The organism is Streptomyces sp. NPDC092296 (assembly GCF_044755465.1).
Lineage (GTDB): Bacteria > Actinomycetota > Actinomycetes > Streptomycetales > Streptomycetaceae > Peterkaempfera.
This window is the reverse complement of record NZ_JBIVRB010000003.1, coordinates 225,018-241,824: the sequence shown is the minus strand read 5'-3', so window position 1 is coordinate 241,824 and position 16,807 is coordinate 225,018. Positions and strand designations below refer to the sequence as shown.

Genomic DNA, 16,807 nt, shown 5'->3' with positions numbered 1-16,807 from the left:
ATGCCGGCCACCCGGGACCGGCTCACTCCCGCGTACTACGAGCCCCTCCGGCTGCCGCCGGAGATCGCGGCGTTCTCTTCGGTGCCCGACACCCTCGGCCCCGGCTCGCCGGCGAAAGTGGGCATCCTCGACCTCGGCTACGCCCGGGTGGGGGAGCGCACCGAACTGGTCGAGCGGTACCAGAAGGCACCGCTACAGATCATGCGGCCGCTCTACATCGACCCGGCCCTGCCGGGCATGGCCTTCACCTACGCGATGTCCACGGGCGGCGGCATCGCCCAGGCCGACCGCTACCGCCAGGACCTGCGCTGCGGCCCCGGCACCGAGGCGCACTTCACCACGCAGGCGGCCACCAAGGTCTACCGGATGGAGCACGACTACGCGACGCAGCGGCTCCAGCTCTCCGCCGGGGACCACGCGTACGTCGAATACCTGCCGGACCCGCTGATCCCCTTCCGGGGCGCGCGCCTGCACCAGAGCGCGGTGCTGACCGTCGCCCCGACCGCCACGGTCGTCTACGGGGAGACCATCGCCGCGGGCAGGCTCGCCCGTGGCGAACGGCACGCCTACACCCTCCTCACCGCCGACCTGGAGCTCCGCCGCCCCGACGGGACCCTGCTGGCCCTGGACACCGTACGGCTGCGGCCGGACGGCCCCGGCGGGGTCGCCGGCCCCGGCGTCTTCCACGGCCACGACCACGTCGCCTCGCTGTACGTCGTCACCGACCGCCGCCCCCCGGCCGAGGTCGCCGACACGCTGCACCTGGCACTCGCCGGGCAGAGCCTGCCCTACGGGGCGAGCGTGCTGCCCGGCGACTGCGGGGCCTGGGTCCGGGTCCTGGGGGACGAGCAGCCCCGCGTCGCGGGCGCCGTCCGCGCCGCGTGGAACGCCGTGCGCCTCCTGCTCACCGGCCACCCGGCCCCCGACCTGCGCAAACCCTAGGAGCGGCCGCGTGCCGGGCCGGCATCGTCCAGGTGGCCATCGAGGACCTGCCGATCTCCCGCTCCGGCGCGGCCTGACGGGACGGCACCCGGGCCCGGGGCGGGGGCGCTCCGTCCCGGGCCTGCCGCCGGGTGCGGCCGGCGGCACCGCGTACGGCGGCGGCCGGCCCGCCCTCAGGCCGACTGCCGCCGTACCAGCTCCGGCTTGAAGATCACCGAGGTGACCCGCTGGTCCGGCCGCTCGATCCGCTCCAGCAGCAGCCGGGCCATCTCGGCCGCCATGTCCTCCACCGGCTGGCGGACCGTGGTCAGCTGCGGCCGGGCGGCGCGGGCGGCGCTGCTGTCGTCGAAGCCGACCACCGCCACGTCCTCCGGGACCCGCCGGCCCTGGTCGCGCAGGGTCAGCAGCGCGCCCTGCGCCATCAGGTCGTTGGCGACGAAGACGCCGTCGGTCTGCGGGTACTCGGCCAGCAGCCGGGCCATGGCCCGCTCCCCGCCGTCCTGGGTGAAGCTGCCCTCGACGCTGGGGGCGAAGGCGTGCCCGTTCTCGGCCATGGCCTCGCGGAAGCCGGCCAGCCGGTCCTGGCCGGCCGGTGCGTCCAGCGGGCCGGAGATGGTGGCGAGGCGGCGGCAGCCCCGGGCGAGCAGCAGTTCGGTGGCCATCCGGGCCCCGGCGTGGTGGGCCACGTCCACGTAGTTGATCGGCACCGGCACCGTCGGCCGGGCGAAGAGCACGGCCGGCACCTCGGTCTCGGTGAGCAGCCGGAGCAGCGGGTCCTCCGGGGCGACCGAGACCAGCACCACGCCGTCGATGCGCTGCTGCTGGAGCTCGACCAGCAGCGCGGTGCGGCTGGCCGCCGAGTCCGCGAGCATCAGCACCGGGTGCACCCCGCGCGGACGGAAGACGGTGAGCAGCCCGCCGACGATCCGGCCGAAGAAGGGGTCGCTGAAGACCTGCCCCAGGAAGGGGTCCTGCTCGGCGTGGCGGTCGGGCACCGAGAAGACCAGGGCCACGGTGTCGGTACGCCGGGTGACCAGCGACCGGGCCGCCCGGTTGGGCACATAGCCGGTGGCGGCCACCGCCGCCAGGACGGTCTTGCGGATCTCCGGGTCCACGTTGCGGGTCCCGTTGACGACCCGGGAGACGGTCGCCCGGGAGACTCCGGCGGACCGTGCGACGTCCTCGAGGGTGGGCAGGCGTGGCCCCGCCGGACGGCTGCTGCTCATGCTGCTGTTATACCACGTGGGAAAGCGCTCTCCAGGGCGATCCCACACGTGGGGGCGGGCACGGCGGTCGGCTGCCGCCGTCCGCCGTGCCCGCCCCGTTCCCATGGCGTGCGCCTCAGGCGTACACGCCGAATTCGTACAGCGAGTAGCCGTAGGCCGTCCCGCGCTGCGTCAGGTTCAGCCGGACGTAGCGGCCGGAGCCGGAGACGTCGAAGTCGTCGACGCCGCCGCTCCCGGTGGTCGTGGTGTAGACCGTCCGCCAGTTGCTGCCGTCGTCGGAGAGCTGGATCTGGTAGCTCTTGCCGTAGGCGGCCTCCCAGCCGAGCTGGACGTGCTTGACGGCGGTGGTCTTGCCCAGGTCCACCTGGACCCACTGGGCGTCGCTCCACTCGCTGGCCCAGCGGGTGTTCCAGTTGCCGTCGGTGGTGTTCGACGGCGGGAAGGGCGCGCCGTCGCCGGTGGCCTGGTAGCTGGAGGCGGTGGTCGGCTTGCCCAGCGCCGCATTGGTGCCGTTGGCGGTGGGGGCCACCACCCGGAAGGACTTGGTCTCGATGCCCACGTTGCCGTGGCCGTCGAAGGCGTAGACGTACACCTTCCACACCCCGAGCTGCTTGGGCGCGGTGACCGAGAACTGCCCGTCGCCGGTCTGGGTGAAGGTCACCTGCCGGAATCCGGTGCCGCCGTCGACGTACTTGGTGGAGTACATCAGCTGGTAGCGGATCGCGTCGCCGTCCGGGTCGCTCGCCGTGCTGGAGACGGTGAAGGTGCCGCCGGCCGGGACGGCGGTGCTGTTGGCGACCGACATGCTGCTGATCACCGGCGGGGTGTTGGTCGGCGCGGTGCCGTTGTAGTCCTTGACAACCGAGTAGTACGCCAGCCGCTTCCAGCCGCTGGGGATGACGTTGAACCACACACCGCCGAAGTCGTTCTCGTTGCCGTAGTGGAACATCGTGGCGCCCAGCCCCACCCCGGTGTGGCCGGTGATGCAGTTCCACGCCTGGACGTAGGCGTCCCGCTTGGCGATGTCGGTGGGCTCGGTGGGCACGCCGTTGACGTCGCCCGGTACCTCCCACTCACCCGCCTCGCCGGTCTCGGTGATGATGTACGGCTTGGTGTAGCCGCCGTTGATCCAGTCCTGCTTGACGTTGCAGACCGAGCCATAGGAGTTGACCGCGTACAGGTCCAGGCTGGGGGTGTACTGCTTGTAGTACGGCCAGGAGCCGGTCCAGGCGTCGGTGGAGGTCACCGGGTGGTTGGGGTCGATCGCGTGGATCGCCTGCGCCACCTGCTCCACGTACTTGGCGTACGCGATCCGCTGCTGCTCGATCTGGGCGCCGGAGTAGTGGTCCTGCGTGGTCAGCAGCACCTCGTTGCCGACGTCCCACATCAGCACGCCGGGGTGGTTCTTGTAGGTGGTCACCCACTTCTTGATGTCGTCCAGGGTGCTGTTCTTGTACGCCGTGTCATTGACGTAGTCGGCGCCCTGGTTGAGCCAGAAGCCGTTGACCACCTTCAGCCCGTAGGCGGCGGCGCTGTCCAGCAGCGGCTTGCTGCCCGCGTCGGTGCCCCAGGTGCGCAGGGTGTTGACGCCCATCGACTTCAGGTCGCGCATCCGGGAGTCGGCGGTGTCATTGGACGGCCCCCAGGTCAGGCCCTTGACCTGGTACGGCTTGCCGTCGACGGTCAGCTGCCAGTTGCCCTGCGAGCCGGTGACCTTGACGGTGCTGCCGCCGGTGGGCACGGCCGGGTCGGTGAGCGGGGCCGGCGCGGTGCCGGTGGTACGGGAGACGGTGACCGAGTCCAGGCTGAGCACGCCGCCGGAGGAGGTGTCGGCGGACGGCGTGGTGCAGCCGCAGACCGCGTCCGGGTAGGAGCCGCCGATGCCCAGGTTGAACACCAGGAAGAAGCCGTGGTGGATGGCGTTGTTCCAGGCGGTGGTGCCGACCTGGCTCTCGTTGACCTGCCAGACCTGCTTGCCGTCCAGGTACCAGCGGACCTGCTCGTCGGACCGGGTGCGGTCGATGACGGTGGCGTAGGTGTGGTAGCCGGTCTGGCAGCCGGTGCAGCTGGCCAGGCCGCTGGTCAGGCCGTTGTACTCATTGCAGTTGCCGCCGGGGGCGGTGCCGCAGTGCAGGGTGGACGACAGCTGGCTGCGGCCGTTGACGTTCTCCAGGACGTCCAGCTCGCCGACGCCCGGCCAGGTCGAGGTGTTGCCCCGGTAGGCGGCGCCCATCGCGCGGAAGGACGGCCAGTAGCCCGCGCCGTTGGCGGGGTTGGGCTGCTTGATCGTCGCGGAGATCTGCAGCTGGCCGCCGGCCGGGGCCTCGAAGTCGGTGCGCTTGGTCTCCACCCGGCCCGAGGTCCAGGCGGAGCCGTTCTTGACGGCGGTGAGGTTGAGGTGACCGCTGCCGTCCAGGCTCACATTGGCGGCGTTGGCGGTGGAGGTCTCCACCTCGCCGGTGCCCCAGTGGTCGGCCGCGCCGGGGTAGGAGGTGCCGGTGTCGGTGATCCAGCTGCCGCCGTCGGGGGCGGCGCCGGCCGCGCCGGAGAAGTCGTCGCTCCAGACGGTGCTCCAGTTGCCCGGCAGGGTCCCGCCGGTGCCGCCGTCGCCGCCGCCCGTGCCGCCACCGGTGCCGCCGCCGTTCCCGCCGCCCGTGCCGCCGTCACCGCCGCCGGTGCCGCCGCCGGTGCCCGGCGTGCCGTAGACCTGGAACTCCCACAGCGAGTAGCCGTAGCCGTTGGAGCGGGCGGTGCCGTAGAACCGCACATAGCGGCCGCTGCCGTTCAGGGCGACGGTCTGGGTGCCGCCCGCGCCGGCGGTGGTGCTGTAGGCGTCGGTCCAGTGGGAGGCGTCGTCCGAGACCTGGATGCGATACGCGGTGGCGTAGTTCTCCCAGGTCAGTACGGCTTTGCTGAGCGTCGCGGTGGCGCCCAGGTCCACCTGGAGCCACTGCGGGTCGCTCCAGGCGCTGGCCCAGCGGGTGGTGGTGTTGCCGTCGACGGCGGCGCTCGCCGGCCAGGCGTCGCCCTCGGTGGAGGAGGCGGTGGCCGGCTTGCCCTGGGAGAGCAGCGTCTCGGCGGCGTGCGCGCGGACGGTCGGCACCATCAGGGCGTACAGCGCCAGACCCACCGTGATGAACAGGGCGACGGCACTGCGGACCGGTGGCGCCAGGGTGCGCGGGCGCACCGGTTGCGGGGTGGTACTCATGGACGGCTCCTGGGTGGGGAGTTGGGGGGAAGGAGGGCGGAGAGGGCGGGGAGGCGCAGGCTTGGAGAGCGCTCTCTCCCGGGCCTGATGGTTGCTGGCGCATTTCCGGGGTGTCAAGGGATGTGACAGGGCCACGCTGAGATCCCGCCCCCGCAAAGTCTGACAACCAGGGACACCGGCGGGCATACCCTCCGACCACTCTTCCCGGATCACCCGGGAGGTCTTGACAGTTCAGCCGAGGCACGTGAGTGTACGGACACGGGAGAGCGCTCTCCAGTTAGCGTTCCAATCGGCGTTCCCCCCTTCCCCGCCCAGTGGACAGGACTGCTCTCCGCCGGGCGAACCTCCCTGCGCACATTCACCCATCGAGTCACCACTCGACCGGCACCGAGGAACCCCCATGCGCGACGCAGCAACCAGACGGAGATCGTGGCTCGCCGGGACCGGGGCCGCAGTCGCCGGCGCACTGCTCCTCACCGGCTGCGGCAGCGACAGCAGTCCGGCCGCCGCCGCCGACCCCGACGCCAAGGTCACCCTGACGGTCAACCTGTACTCCGACTTCGGGTACAAGGAGCTCTACGCCCAATACCAGAAGCTGCACCCCAACGTCACCATCAAGGAGAACCGGGCCGACATGGGGGCCCACCACCAGAACCTGCACGCCCACCTGATCGCCGGCAGCGGCACCGCCGACATCGAGGCGATCGAGATCGGGCAGGTGGCCGGCTTCCAGGGCCAGGCGGGCAAGTTCGTCAACTTCCTGGACCAGGGCGTCGACAAGAACCAGTGGGTGCCCTCCAAGACGGCCCCCGCCTCCAGCCCCGACGGCGGGAAGCTGTTCGGCCTGGGCACCGACATGGGCGGCCTGGCGCTCTGCTACCGCAGCGACCTGTTCAAGGCCGCCGGGCTGCCCACCGACCGGGCCGCGGTCTCCTCGCTGCTCTCCAGCTGGGACTCCTACTTCGCCACCGGCAAGCAGTTCCTGGCCAAGAGCCCCGACAAGAAGGTCAAGTGGTTCGACGCGGGCAGCAATGTCTTCTCCGCGATGGTCGCCCAGGCGCCGCAGGGCTTCTACGACGCCGAGGGCAAGGTCGTCGCCGCCTCCAACCCGGCGGTCAAGCAGACCTTCGACACCGTCGCCGGAGCGATCAAGGACGGCGAGTCCGCCGGCATCGCCGCCTTCACGCCCGCCTGGGACACCGGCTTCCGCAAGAGCCAGTTCGCCACCGTCACCTGCCCCGCCTGGATGAGCTACGAGTTCAAGGCCAACCCGCCGGCCGACGGCGGCACCTGGGACATGGCCGCCATCCCCGGCGGCGGCGGCAACTGGGGCGGCTCGTACCTGACCGTCCCCGCCCAGGGCAAGCACATCCAGGCCGCGGTGGACCTCGCCAAGTGGCTGACCGCCCCCGAGCAGGAGGCGTGGCTGTTCAAGAACAAGGGCTTCTTCCCGTCCGACCAGGCGCTGTGGACCTCGCCGGACATCGCCGACCTGAAGGACCCGCTGTTCAACAACGCCCCCACCGGCAAGACCTTCTCCGACTCGGCGAAGAACCTCAGCCCGCAGCCGATCGGCCCGCACGGCGCCGACATCGGCAACGTCTTCGCCAACGGCCTGCTCTCCGTCGAGCAGGGCAAGGCGACCGGTGACAAGGCGTGGGCCAACTCCCTGGCCGAGATCGCCAACATCAGCCAGTAGCGCCGCCGCAGGACCCGCCCAGATCGTGTCGGCGGGGTGCGTCCCATCCCCGCTCCGCACCCCGTCGGCCACTCCTCCAGGAGCACACCCCATGGCCGCCACCGACACCCCGCCCGCCGTCAGCCGGCCCGCGGTGCCCGGAGCCCCACCGCCCAGGGCGCCCGCCCGCCGCAGCGTGCGGTGGCAGCGCGCCGAGCGCCGCGCGTCCCCCTACCTCTACATCGCCCCGTTCTTCGCGGTCTTCGGAGTCTTCGGGCTCTTCCCGCTGCTGTACACCGCCTATGTGTCACTGACCGGCTGGCGGGCGGACACCGACGGCAGCGAGGGCACCTTCGTCGGGTTCGACAACTACCGCACCCTGCTGCACGACCAGTTCTTCTGGAACGCCCTGAAGAACACCCTCGGCATCGGGGTGCTGGCCACCGTCCCGCAGCTGCTGCTCGCGCTGACCCTGGCCCATCTGCTCAACTACCGGCTGCGCGGGCGCACCCTGATCCGGATGGGCGTGCTGCTGCCCAATGTGACCTCGGTCGCCGCCGTCACCATCATCTTCGTCCAGCTCTTCGGCCGGGACTTCGGCCTGGTCAACTGGGTGCTGGGGCTGTTCGGCGTGGACCACACCGACTGGCAGGCCGGCACCCTGTCCTCCTGGGCGGCCATCTCGGTGATCGTCGCCTGGCGCTGGACCGGCTACAACGCACTGCTGTACCTGGCGGCGATGCAGGCCGTGCCGTTCGAGCTGTACGAGGCCGCCGCCATCGACGGGGCCGGCCGGGTGCGGCAGTTCTGGTCGATCACCGTGCCGATGCTCCGCCCGACCATCCTGTTCACCGTCATCACCTCGACCATCGGGGCACTCCAGATGTTCGGCGAGCCGCTGCTGTTCGGCGCCAGCCAGACCCCGATGGCGGGCGGCTCCCAGCACCAGTTCCAGACCCTGGCGCTGTACTCGTACGACCAGTTCTGGGGGAAGTTCAAGTACGGCTACGGGGCGGCGATCTCCTGGGCGACCTTCCTGGTCATCGTGGTGATCGTGGTGCTCAACTTCCTGCTCGCCCGCCGGATGAAGGGAGTCGACGCCTCATGAGCGCCCCGACCCTCGCCCAGCGCCCCGCGCGCCGCACCGTCCGCTCCCGGCGGGACCGCCAGCTGTCGGCCGGCTGGGGGGTGTACCTCGTCCTCGCCGTGGTGGTGATCGCCTCCGTCTTCCCGCTGTACTGGACCCTGGTGGCCGCCTCCCGCGACCAGGCGGCGCTCAGCCAGGTACCGCCGGCGCTGCTGCCCGGCACCCGGCTGCTCGGCAACATCGGCCGCGCCTTCGGCCAGGCCGACATGGGCCTCGCACTGCTCAACTCGCTGATCGTGGCGTCCACCGTCACCGTCTCGGTGGTGCTGACCTCCACCCTGGCCGGCTTCGCCTTCGCCAAGCTGCGCTTCCCCGGCCGGGGGCCGCTGCTCGGCTCGGTGGTGGCGACCATGATGGTGCCCACCCAGCTCGGCGTCATCCCGCTCTACATCATGATGGCCAACTGGCTGCACTGGGCCGACCACCTCCAGGCGCTGATCGTGCCGGCCGCCGCCAACGCCTTCGGGGTGTTCTTCATGCGGCAGTACCTGGTCACCGCCGTCCCCGACGAACTGCTGGACGCCGGGCGGATGGACGGCTGCACCACCCGTGGCCTGTACTGGCACGTCGCCCTGCCCGCCGCCCGCCCCGCGATGGCGGTCCTGGGGATGCTCACCTTCATGGCCAGCTGGAACGACTTCTACTGGCCCAAGGTCGTGATGACCCAGCAGAACCCCACCGTGCAGCTGTCGCTCTCCGAGCTGGCCAGCGGCTACATCCAGGACTACTCGCTGGTGCTGACCGGCGCCCTGGTCTCCAGCCTGCCGATCATTATCGTCTTCCTGCTGATGGGCCGTCAGATCCTCGACGGCATCATGAACGGGGCCGTGAAGGGATGACCATGACGACCCGCGACTCCGACACCCTCACCGCAGTGCCCGTCAGCACCGCGCCGGACCTCACCGCCCACCTGGACGACCTGCTGGCCCGCCTCGACCTGCCCGCCAAGGTCGCGCTGCTCTCCGGCTCCGGCGCCTTCCGCACCCCGGCCGAACCGGCCGTCGGCCTGCGGGCGATCAGCGTCTCCGACGGCCCCGCCGGAGTGCGCGGCGAACGCTGGGACGAGCGCGACACCGCCCTGGCGCTGCCCTCCCCCACCGCGCTGGCCGCCTCCTGGGACGAGCAGCTGGTGACCGAACTCGGCGGCCTGCTCGCCGCCGAGGCCCGCCGCAAGCAGATCGACGTCCTGCTCGCCCCCACCCTCAACCTGCACCGCTCACCGTTCGCCGGCCGCCACTTCGAGTGCTTCTCCGAGGACCCGCTGCTCACCGCCCGCACCGGCGCCGCCTACATCCGGGGCGTCCAGGCCGGCGGTGTCGCCGCCACCGCCAAGCACTACGTCGCCAACGAGTCCGAGACCGAGCGGCTCACCCTGGACGCCCGGGTCGACGAGCGCACCCTGCACGAGGTCTACCTCGCCCCCTTCGAGGAGGCGGTACGTGCCGGGGCCTGGCTGGTGATGTCCGCCTACAACCAGGTCAACGGCACCACCATGTCGGAGAGCCCGCTGCTGGCCGAACCCCTCAAGGGCTCCTGGGGCTTCGACGGCGTGGTGGTCTCCGACTGGGGCGCGGTGCGCTCCACCGACGCCGCCGCCAACGCCGAGCAGGACCTCGCCATGCCCGGCCCGCACCCGCTGTGGGGCGAACCACTGGTGGCCGCCGTCCGCGAGGGCCGGGTGCCGGAGGCGGCGGTCGACGCGAAGGTACGGCGCATCCTGCTGCTGGCCGCCCGGGTCGGCGCGCTGGAGAGCGTCCCCGGCCCCGCCGCGCCGCCCGCGCCCGCCGACCCGGCGGGCCTGCTGCGGCGGGCCGTCGCGGCCGGCAGCGTCCTGCTGCGCAACGAGGGCGGCCTGCTGCCGCTGGACCCCGGCCGGCTGCGGCGGGTCGCGGTGCTCGGCCAGGGCGCCGCCCAGGCCCGCATCCAGGGCGGCGGCAGCGCGGGCGTCTTCCCCGCCACCGTGGTCTCCCCGCTGGACGGCATCCGGGCCGCCCTCGACGGCCGCGCCGAGGTGGTGCACGCCGCCGGGCCGCTGCTCTCGGTACGCCCCACCCCGCTGCACGCGGGCAACGCCCGCAACCCGGAGACCGGCGAGCCCGGCGTCCTGGTCCGCTACCTCGACGCGGACGGCCGCGAGCTGCACCGCGAGCACCGGCTCAGCGGCCGGGTCCTGGAGCCCGCCGCAGGACCGGCCGCGCTCGGGGCCGCCACCGGCGTCGAGCTCAGCGCCCTGCTGCGGCCCGACTCCAGCGGCGACTGGGACCTCTCGGTGGTCGGCCTGGGCGCCGTCTCCCTGGAGGTCGACGGCCACACCCTGCTGGACACCTATGTCACCCCCCGGTCGGACGACCCCACCTATCTGCATGTGTCGCCCTCCTTCAGCAGCGTCCGGCTGGCGGTGACCGAGGGCCGGCCGCTGCGGCTGGTCGCCCGGCGCCGGTTCGAACCCGGCACCGGCCAGGTGGTGGCGCTGGCCGCCGACCCGCCGCGACCGGCCGCCGACGAGGCCATCGCGCTGGCCGCCGAGGCGGCGCGCGGCGCCGACGCGGCGGTGGTGGTGGTCGGTACCAACGACGAGATCGAGAGCGAGGGCTTCGACCGGGGCTCGCTGGCACTGCCCGGCCGCCAGGACGACCTGGTCCGGGCCGTGGTCGCGGCCAACCCGCGCACCGTGGTGCTGGTCAACTCCGGCGGCCCGGTGGAACTCCCCTGGCGGGAGCAGGTCCCGGCCGTACTGCTGGGCTGGTTCCCCGGCCAGGAGGCCGGGCACGGCCTGGCCGACGTGCTGTTCGGGCACGCCGAGCCGGGCGGCCGGCTCCCCACCACCTGGGCCGCCGCGGCCGACGGCGCCCCGCTGCCCGGCGTGCTCCCCGACGACGGCGTGCTGCGCTACGACGAGGGCGCCGACTTCGGCTACCGCGCCTGGCTGCGGTCCGGCGCCGAGCCCGCCTACTGGTTCGGCCACGGCCTGGGCTACACCAGCTGGGAGTACGAGGAGCTGACCGCCCCCGGGGAGATCGACCCGGCGGCCGGGGCCGAGATCCGGGTACGGCTGCGCAACACCGGCGACCGCCCAGGCCGCGAGGTCGTCCAGCTCTACCTCGACGCCGGGGACGGGCTGCGGCTGGCCGGGTACGCCGCCGTCACGGCCGGGGCCGGGGAGCGGGCCGAGGCGGTGCTCCGGCCGGGGCCGCGAAGTTTCCAGCAGTGGTCGCCGCAGGCGGGCGCGTTCGTGTACCGGCCCGGCCGGTACACGCTGCACGCCGGTTCCTCGGCCGGCCGGCTGCTGTTGTCGGCGTCGTCAGCGGTGGGCTGACGGCGGCGGGGGGCGCGGTGACATGGGGACCGCGCCCCAGCCGAGGGCCGGGTCAGTACGGCGGTACAGACCCGGCCCTCCGGCACACCCCGAGCCCCCGGGGGCAGGCCGTCAATGCCCAGAGCGGCAAGAGCCGCTGCGGTGCGCCGCTCGCGCTGCCGTTCCCGCTCTTGGGCCCGCTCCCAAGCCTCCACGCACGGGCGCACAGGCCGGATGCCCTCGGCGCGGCACGGCACCGTGCGGACAAGCAGGTGCGCCGCTGGTCGGGCAATGGATCGTCTGAGTAGGCAGACGGCCCGCACGCTACCGAACGGACCTTAGTGCGGGATGCCTTCGATGATCTTCCGGGCATCCTGCCGGAGCAGTTCGGCGGCGACGCGGGCGCCCAGGACTGCCGGGTCTCCCTGATGCTCGTCCCACGTCATCGCATTGGCGAACTTCGAGCCTTCGCGGTCGAACACCATGCCGCGAAGGCACAGTTGCCCGTCGCCTTCCGTCGTGCAGTGCCCGGCGATCGGGCTGTTGCAGTGCCCGCGCAGACTGTGCAACATGACGCGCTCGGCGGTCACCTCCCGCATGGTCCGGGGATGGTTCACCTTCTCCAGCAGCGCGGCTACCGCGTGGTCGTCCTGCCGACACTCAAGGCCGAGCACCCCCGCCCCCACCGCAGGGAGCATCTCGTCCATGCTGAGCACGTACCCGGGGCGCTCGATCCCGAGTCGGGCGAGACCGGCCACGGCAAGGATCATGCCGTCCGCCTTCACGTCGATCTTCCTCGCACCGTCCAGCTTCTCCAGCCTGCTGCCGACAGCCCCGCGCACCCGGACGACCTTGAGATCGGGCCGGGCGCGGAGCACCTGAGCTTTCCGGCGGACCGCAGACGAGAGGATAACCGCGCCGGGAGGGAGGTCAGCGAGCGACGTGTGCTCGGACCCCTCGGGGAACAGCAGCACATCCCGTACGTCCGGCCGCTCCATGTAGGAGGCGAACACCAACCCGCGAGGCAGGGGCACATCCCCGGGCACGTCCTTGACGCAGTGCACGGCCATATCCACGTCACCGCGTTGGAGCAGGGTGTCGATCTGCTTCGTGTAAAGCCCCTTGCCGCCGAGCTGGGCAAGGTCGCCCTGCCACAGGTCGGCCTCGGTGGTGACCGGGGCCACTTCCGTCCGAAGCTCCGGTTCGTGCTCCTTCAGAGCGGCGATCACCATGTCCGTCTGGGCAAGGGCGAGCGGAGAACTACGAGTGCCGATTCGAAGCACCCGCGCGGGGAAGTCAGCAGTCATGTGTCCGTCCTTTCGTGACGTGTCTCTTGGTAAACAACGCGCCCGGGGGGCTGGAAAGGCGCCCTGATCCGAGCGGCAACGCCGGGGTGCAGGATCGTCCTGGCTTCTTCGCGGGTCGCCCACTGCCACGACGACAGTTCCCGTCGTTGCAGGGAGATCCGGTCCGTGTCGGCGGTGCTGAGCATCGGTCCCGCCCAGAGAAGGACAAGCCGGTCACGCGCACCAGGGCGGCGCGCTCCGGCCCACTCCACCGACAACAGGTCGTCCCCTTGCAGGTCCACGCTGAGGCCCAGTTCCTCGCGGAACTCTCGGCGGGCCGCAGCCAGCGGTGACTCGCCGGCCTCGACCACCCCGCCCGGAAGGTGCCAGGTCCCAAGCCCCGCCGCTTGAACGATCAGCAGCCGGAAAACCGGGTCGGTGCACAGGACGTACGTCGTGACGGGATGGCCTGGTGCTGCGCCCACAGGTGCCCCCTCGGGCCGATCGGATTCGGTGCCCCGTCCCGGGCGGAACGACCTCGCCCAAAGCCCGGGACGGGATGAGAGGTGACGTCGGTCAGGGCGGCTCCCTGCGCCTGGTTGTCCTTGACCTCCTTGCTCTGATGCAAGTCATCGAAGTGGGGGACGCCAGTGGTCGCCATGGTGGGGCCTCCACAGTTGGGGGTGGACCCTCCGAGGATCACTTGCGGGTGAGTCCCCTCACCAGTGGCATGTCTAGGGGCATCATGGGGTCATGACTCTCGGGCGGTTGGTCAAGGAGCTTCGCACGGCGCACAGTTGGTCCCAGTCTCGGCTGGCTGCCGAGCTGTCGAAGTCGGCCCCGGGGTACACCATGACGCGGGAGTACGTTTCTCGCTGGGAATGCAACAAGGTCCAGCCAGGCCCTTTCTGGCTTCGGCATCTCGCCGCAGTTCTGGAGGTACCCCTTGCGCTCCTGGAGAACGAAGTGAAACGTCGAACCTTCTTTACGGACGTTGCAGCTTTGGCCATAGCTCCCATCGCGGCTTCGGACCTGATCGAGGCCGGATTCGCTGCACGCCTAAGGCGCCTCGGTCCCGACCTGGACACCTGGGAGGAGAAGCTGGCTTCCTATGGCACCGACTATATGTCCATGGGGGCAGCCGACATCCAACGAAGCCTCGCCGGTGAACTGGTGGTGATCCAGCAGCAGCTGGAAAACCCTAGACTGTGGGCTGTCGCAGCAAGGCTTATGACCCTTTACGCGAAGACATTCCCCGGCTCCGACGGCTCCAAGGCTCTGGTGTGGTACCGGATGGCCGTTGAGGCCGCCGACCGTTCAGGAGACGAAGAGTCGCGTGTCTGGGTGCGAGGCAGGGCCGCCATCGCACTCGGCTATGAAGGCGCGTCCCTCCCCGTGGCCGACCTGCTGGCCAAGCAGGCACAGGAGATTTCACAGGCACCGAGCCTCGGCCTGCTCAACGCCGTCATGGGGCGTGCACATGTGGCCGCGATCGGAGGAGACCGACGAAAAGCCCTCGCCCTGGCCGAAGAGGGACGCAGGATCTTCGATCTTGCCGGGTCTCACCGACAAACCTCTGACTACGCGGTTCCGCATTGGCGCATGAATGTATTCCTCAGCCTTCTCTTCGCTCGACTCGGAGACGAGAAGAAGGCGCAGGAGGCACAGGAGCATGCCTTTGCAGAACTACCCGACGCATTGCCGCGATTTGCCACCCATCTGGAGATGCACAAAGGGCTGATGATGGCCAGGGCAGGAGATGGCCCCGGAGGAGTCACTTACGCACAAGCCGCCCTCGAAAATCTGCCTCCAGAAAAGCATTCTTTGACTCTCAGAATGCTTATGGACGAGATCAAGGCCTGAGCAGACCCCACCACCCGGGCCCGGCGGGGTGTCGCCGCTTCTCGTACTCGAGCTGGGGATTGTGATCTTGCCGGCCGAGGCCGATGAGGCTCCAAGTAGCTCTGCGTACTGTTCCGACTCCGGGCGCCCGGTGGCGGAGCCGCGCGGGAATCCGTTTGGCGGACCACGGGGACCACTGCTAGATTCCCGGAGGCCGTGCGAGAGAACGAGGAGGTGGTACCCGTGAACACAGCAGCGACATGGGTGCTCTCCTCCGGGGTCACGGTCGGGCGATAGGTCGTCCGGGAGCGCCGTTCAAGAGCTCTCCCGAAAGGCACGACCATGCAGTTCACTTCCGAACAGCACCTCGATGGCGGCGTCCTCGCACGCGAGTTCACCCTCGGTGAGACCCCCGGCACCCTGTGGACGCCCGGCTCCGGACCGGCGCCGCTGATCCTGATGGCCCCCAACAACGGCCTGCCCAAGGGGGAACCCCGGCTGGTGGCGCGGGCCCGGCGCTACGCGGCGTACGGCTACGCGGTGGCCGCCATCGACGCCCCCGGGTGCGGTGACCGGCCCCGTTCCGCCGCCGACGACCAGGCCCGCGCCGACCTCCGCCGGGCGATGCGGGCCGGCGAGCCGGTCGACGAGATCTTCGAGTCCTTCATCGGCCCGCTGGTCGAAAAGGCGGTCCCGGAGTGGCGGACCACCCTGGACGCCCTCCTTTCGCTGCCCGAGATCGACGGCCCGGTCGGGTACTCCGGGTGGACCGCCGTCGGCATCCGGCTGGCGGCCGTCGAGCCGCGCATCGCGGCCGCCGGTCTCTTCGCCGGGGGTTACGTGCCCCGCGCCCAGCGCGAGGAGGCCCGGCAGATCACCGTTCCGCTGCTGTTCCTGCTCCAGTGGGACGACGAAGGGAACCCCCGGCAGCGGGCCCTGGACCTGTTCGACGCCTTCGGCAGCACGGAGAAGACGCTGCACGCCAATATGGGCGGGCACGTCGGCACCCCGTGGTTCGAGGTGGAGAACGGCGGCCGGTTCTTCGACCGGCACCTGAAGTGAGGCCGGGCTGTCCGGCCGGTAGCAGACGCTAAGGGGGTGTCGGCCGGGATGCTGCCCGTCCAGGACAGGTCCCGGCTCTCCTCAGCTCAGCACACCACAAGAGCTCACCACACCACGGGCCCCTGCCGAGTCGGCAGGGGCCCGTGCTGCCCGAACACGCTTGCCACGCCCCCCTCCCGTCACACGGGCCCGCTGCACCGCGGAGTCGGGGAGGGTTACGGGGTGTTGGTGGGGTACGGGGGCGGCGGGGGGTCGGCGTAGGGGTGGGGGGTGCTGTAGTCGGGCCAGGGCTGCTGCTGGGGGGCCCAGTCGGGCTGCGGGTCGTAGGGCGAGGCCGGGTACTGGGCCTGGTCGTAGCCGCCCTGGTAGGCCGCCGCCGCGTACGGGTCCTGCTGCGGGGGGTAGCTGCCGTAGGAGGCGTCGTAGTAGCCCTGCTGCTGCGGGTACGCCCCGTACTGCGCCTGGTCGTAGCCGCCCTGGTAGGCCGCCGCCGCATACGGGTCCTGCTGCGGGTACGCCCCGTACGAGGCCGCCCCCGCGTACACGCCGTAGCCCTCCGCGCCGTCGTCCTGCAACGGCTGCATCTCGTACACCTGCTGCTGCGGCTCCGCCGCCACCCCGTAGTCGACCGGCTGCTCCACCGCCGGCTGCTCCATGGTCATCTCGACCGCCTCCACCGGCCCCACCTCACCGACCGGCTGCACGGCCGGCGCCGACGGCGGCACCGCGCCCGCGCCCACCGCACCGGCCAGGAAGGGAATCCGGGCCAGCGGGCCCGGCAGACTGCCGTCGGAGCGGCGCAGCGACCAGCCGGCCCGGTAGCCGCGCTTGACCGAGAGGGTGACGAAGGTCTGCCCCACGGCGAAGGCCGCCGCGCCCAGCCCGATCACCGCGACCGAGCCGAACCGCATCCCGGCGACCACGCCGAGGAAGCCCGCCAGCGCGACCGACCGCCACAGCAGCGGCGCCTTGTGCTGGAGCAGCAGCTCAGCGACCAGCCACAGCGCCACGACCACGAACGCGGCGTACAGCAGCATGTACCCGACGCCCACCGAGACCTCCACTCACCGGGCAGCCCCGGCGCCGCCGTCCGGCCCACCCGCGCCGTACGTGTGTCGAGC

The 16,807-nt window shown here is 71.4% G+C and carries 12 protein-coding genes and 1 pseudogene; 7 read left to right on the top strand and 6 right to left on the bottom strand.

The features are described from left to right. On the top strand, positions 1-942 hold the full coding sequence (locus tag ACIQGZ_RS11510) for an urease accessory protein UreD (RefSeq protein ID WP_402601018.1): 942 nt from the start codon (positions 1-3) through the stop codon (positions 940-942). A 173-nt stretch (positions 943-1,115) separates the two neighbouring features. Here the strand turns inward: ACIQGZ_RS11510 and ACIQGZ_RS11505 are convergent, their stop codons facing one another. The 3 genes and pseudogenes from ACIQGZ_RS11505 to ACIQGZ_RS11495 all read right to left on the bottom strand — a co-directional run. Beyond that, positions 1,116-2,168, bottom strand: a complete 1,053-nt coding sequence (locus tag ACIQGZ_RS11505; protein WP_402601016.1) for a LacI family DNA-binding transcriptional regulator — start codon at positions 2,166-2,168, stop codon at positions 1,116-1,118. 115 nt (positions 2,169-2,283) lie between these two features. Then, complete coding sequence (locus ACIQGZ_RS11500) at positions 2,284-3,981, bottom strand: discoidin domain-containing protein (RefSeq protein WP_402601448.1); 1,698 nt, start codon at positions 3,979-3,981, stop codon at positions 2,284-2,286. Between the two features lie 912 nt (positions 3,982-4,893). Continuing rightward, positions 4,894-5,274 (bottom strand): annotated as a pseudogene (locus tag ACIQGZ_RS11495) (discoidin domain-containing protein); the annotation flags it as partial. Positions 5,275-5,776: 502 nt separating this feature from the next. Between ACIQGZ_RS11495 and ACIQGZ_RS11490 the strand changes: the two are divergent. The 4 genes from ACIQGZ_RS11490 to ACIQGZ_RS11475 all read left to right on the top strand — a co-directional run bounded on the left by ACIQGZ_RS11490 (position 5,777) and on the right by ACIQGZ_RS11475 (position 11,517). Further along, positions 5,777-7,075 (top strand): ABC transporter substrate-binding protein, encoded by a 1,299-nt coding sequence (locus ACIQGZ_RS11490; RefSeq protein ID WP_402601014.1) that lies wholly within the window; start codon positions 5,777-5,779, stop codon positions 7,073-7,075. Positions 7,076-7,166: 91 nt separating this feature from the next. After that, positions 7,167-8,162, top strand: a complete 996-nt coding sequence (locus ACIQGZ_RS11485) for a carbohydrate ABC transporter permease (RefSeq protein WP_402601013.1) — start codon at positions 7,167-7,169, stop codon at positions 8,160-8,162. Further along, positions 8,159-9,040, top strand: a complete 882-nt coding sequence (locus ACIQGZ_RS11480) for a carbohydrate ABC transporter permease (RefSeq protein WP_402601011.1) — start codon at positions 8,159-8,161, stop codon at positions 9,038-9,040. Before ACIQGZ_RS11485 ends, ACIQGZ_RS11480 begins: the two co-directional genes overlap by 4 nt. Before the next feature lie 2 nt (positions 9,041-9,042). Then, positions 9,043-11,517 (top strand): glycoside hydrolase family 3 C-terminal domain-containing protein, encoded by a 2,475-nt coding sequence (locus tag ACIQGZ_RS11475; RefSeq protein ID WP_402601010.1) that lies wholly within the window; start codon positions 9,043-9,045, stop codon positions 11,515-11,517. Positions 11,518-11,834: 317 nt separating this feature from the next. Here the strand turns inward: ACIQGZ_RS11475 and hemC are convergent, their stop codons facing one another. Both hemC and ACIQGZ_RS11465 read right to left on the bottom strand, forming a co-directional pair. Then, positions 11,835-12,803, bottom strand: a complete 969-nt coding sequence (hemC, locus tag ACIQGZ_RS11470; RefSeq protein ID WP_402601008.1) for a hydroxymethylbilane synthase — start codon at positions 12,801-12,803, stop codon at positions 11,835-11,837. Further along, positions 12,800-13,267, bottom strand: coding sequence for an NUDIX domain-containing protein (locus ACIQGZ_RS11465; RefSeq protein WP_402601006.1), 468 nt, complete (start codon positions 13,265-13,267; stop codon positions 12,800-12,802). The genes hemC and ACIQGZ_RS11465 overlap by 4 nt, the downstream gene beginning before the upstream one ends. Positions 13,268-13,535: 268 nt before the next feature. Between ACIQGZ_RS11465 and ACIQGZ_RS11460 the strand changes: the two genes are divergently transcribed. Next, positions 13,536-14,645 (top strand): helix-turn-helix domain-containing protein, encoded by a 1,110-nt coding sequence (locus tag ACIQGZ_RS11460; protein ID WP_402601005.1) that lies wholly within the window; start codon positions 13,536-13,538, stop codon positions 14,643-14,645. 321 nt (positions 14,646-14,966) lie between these two features. Further along, complete coding sequence (locus ACIQGZ_RS11455; protein ID WP_402601003.1) at positions 14,967-15,686, top strand: alpha/beta hydrolase; 720 nt, start codon at positions 14,967-14,969, stop codon at positions 15,684-15,686. Between the two features lie 215 nt (positions 15,687-15,901). Here the strand turns inward: ACIQGZ_RS11455 and ACIQGZ_RS11450 are convergent, their stop codons facing one another. Then, positions 15,902-16,738 carry a hypothetical protein gene (locus ACIQGZ_RS11450; protein WP_402601002.1) on the bottom strand — a complete coding sequence of 279 codons (837 nt, stop codon included), beginning with the start codon at positions 16,736-16,738 and terminating at the stop codon, positions 15,902-15,904. Positions 16,739-16,807 lie beyond the last annotated feature (69 nt).

Excerpts from the sequence above, each read along its gene's own strand:
- ACIQGZ_RS11510 (WP_402601018.1), top strand. The coding sequence starts at position 1 with ATGCCGGCCACCCGGGACCGGCTCACTCCCGCGTACTACGAGCCCCTC.
- hemC (WP_402601008.1), bottom strand. The coding sequence starts at position 12,803 with ATGACTGCTGACTTCCCCGCGCGGGTGCTTCGAATCGGCACTCGTAGT.
- ACIQGZ_RS11480 (WP_402601011.1), top strand. The coding sequence starts at position 8,159 with ATGAGCGCCCCGACCCTCGCCCAGCGCCCCGCGCGCCGCACCGTCCGC.
- ACIQGZ_RS11485 (WP_402601013.1), top strand. The coding sequence starts at position 7,167 with ATGGCCGCCACCGACACCCCGCCCGCCGTCAGCCGGCCCGCGGTGCCC.
- ACIQGZ_RS11460 (WP_402601005.1), top strand. The coding sequence starts at position 13,536 with ATGACTCTCGGGCGGTTGGTCAAGGAGCTTCGCACGGCGCACAGTTGG.
- ACIQGZ_RS11455 (WP_402601003.1), top strand. The coding sequence starts at position 14,967 with ATGCAGTTCACTTCCGAACAGCACCTCGATGGCGGCGTCCTCGCACGC.
- ACIQGZ_RS11490 (WP_402601014.1), top strand. The coding sequence starts at position 5,777 with ATGCGCGACGCAGCAACCAGACGGAGATCGTGGCTCGCCGGGACCGGG.
- ACIQGZ_RS11475 (WP_402601010.1), top strand. The coding sequence starts at position 9,043 with ATGACGACCCGCGACTCCGACACCCTCACCGCAGTGCCCGTCAGCACC.
- ACIQGZ_RS11505 (WP_402601016.1), bottom strand. The coding sequence starts at position 2,168 with ATGAGCAGCAGCCGTCCGGCGGGGCCACGCCTGCCCACCCTCGAGGAC.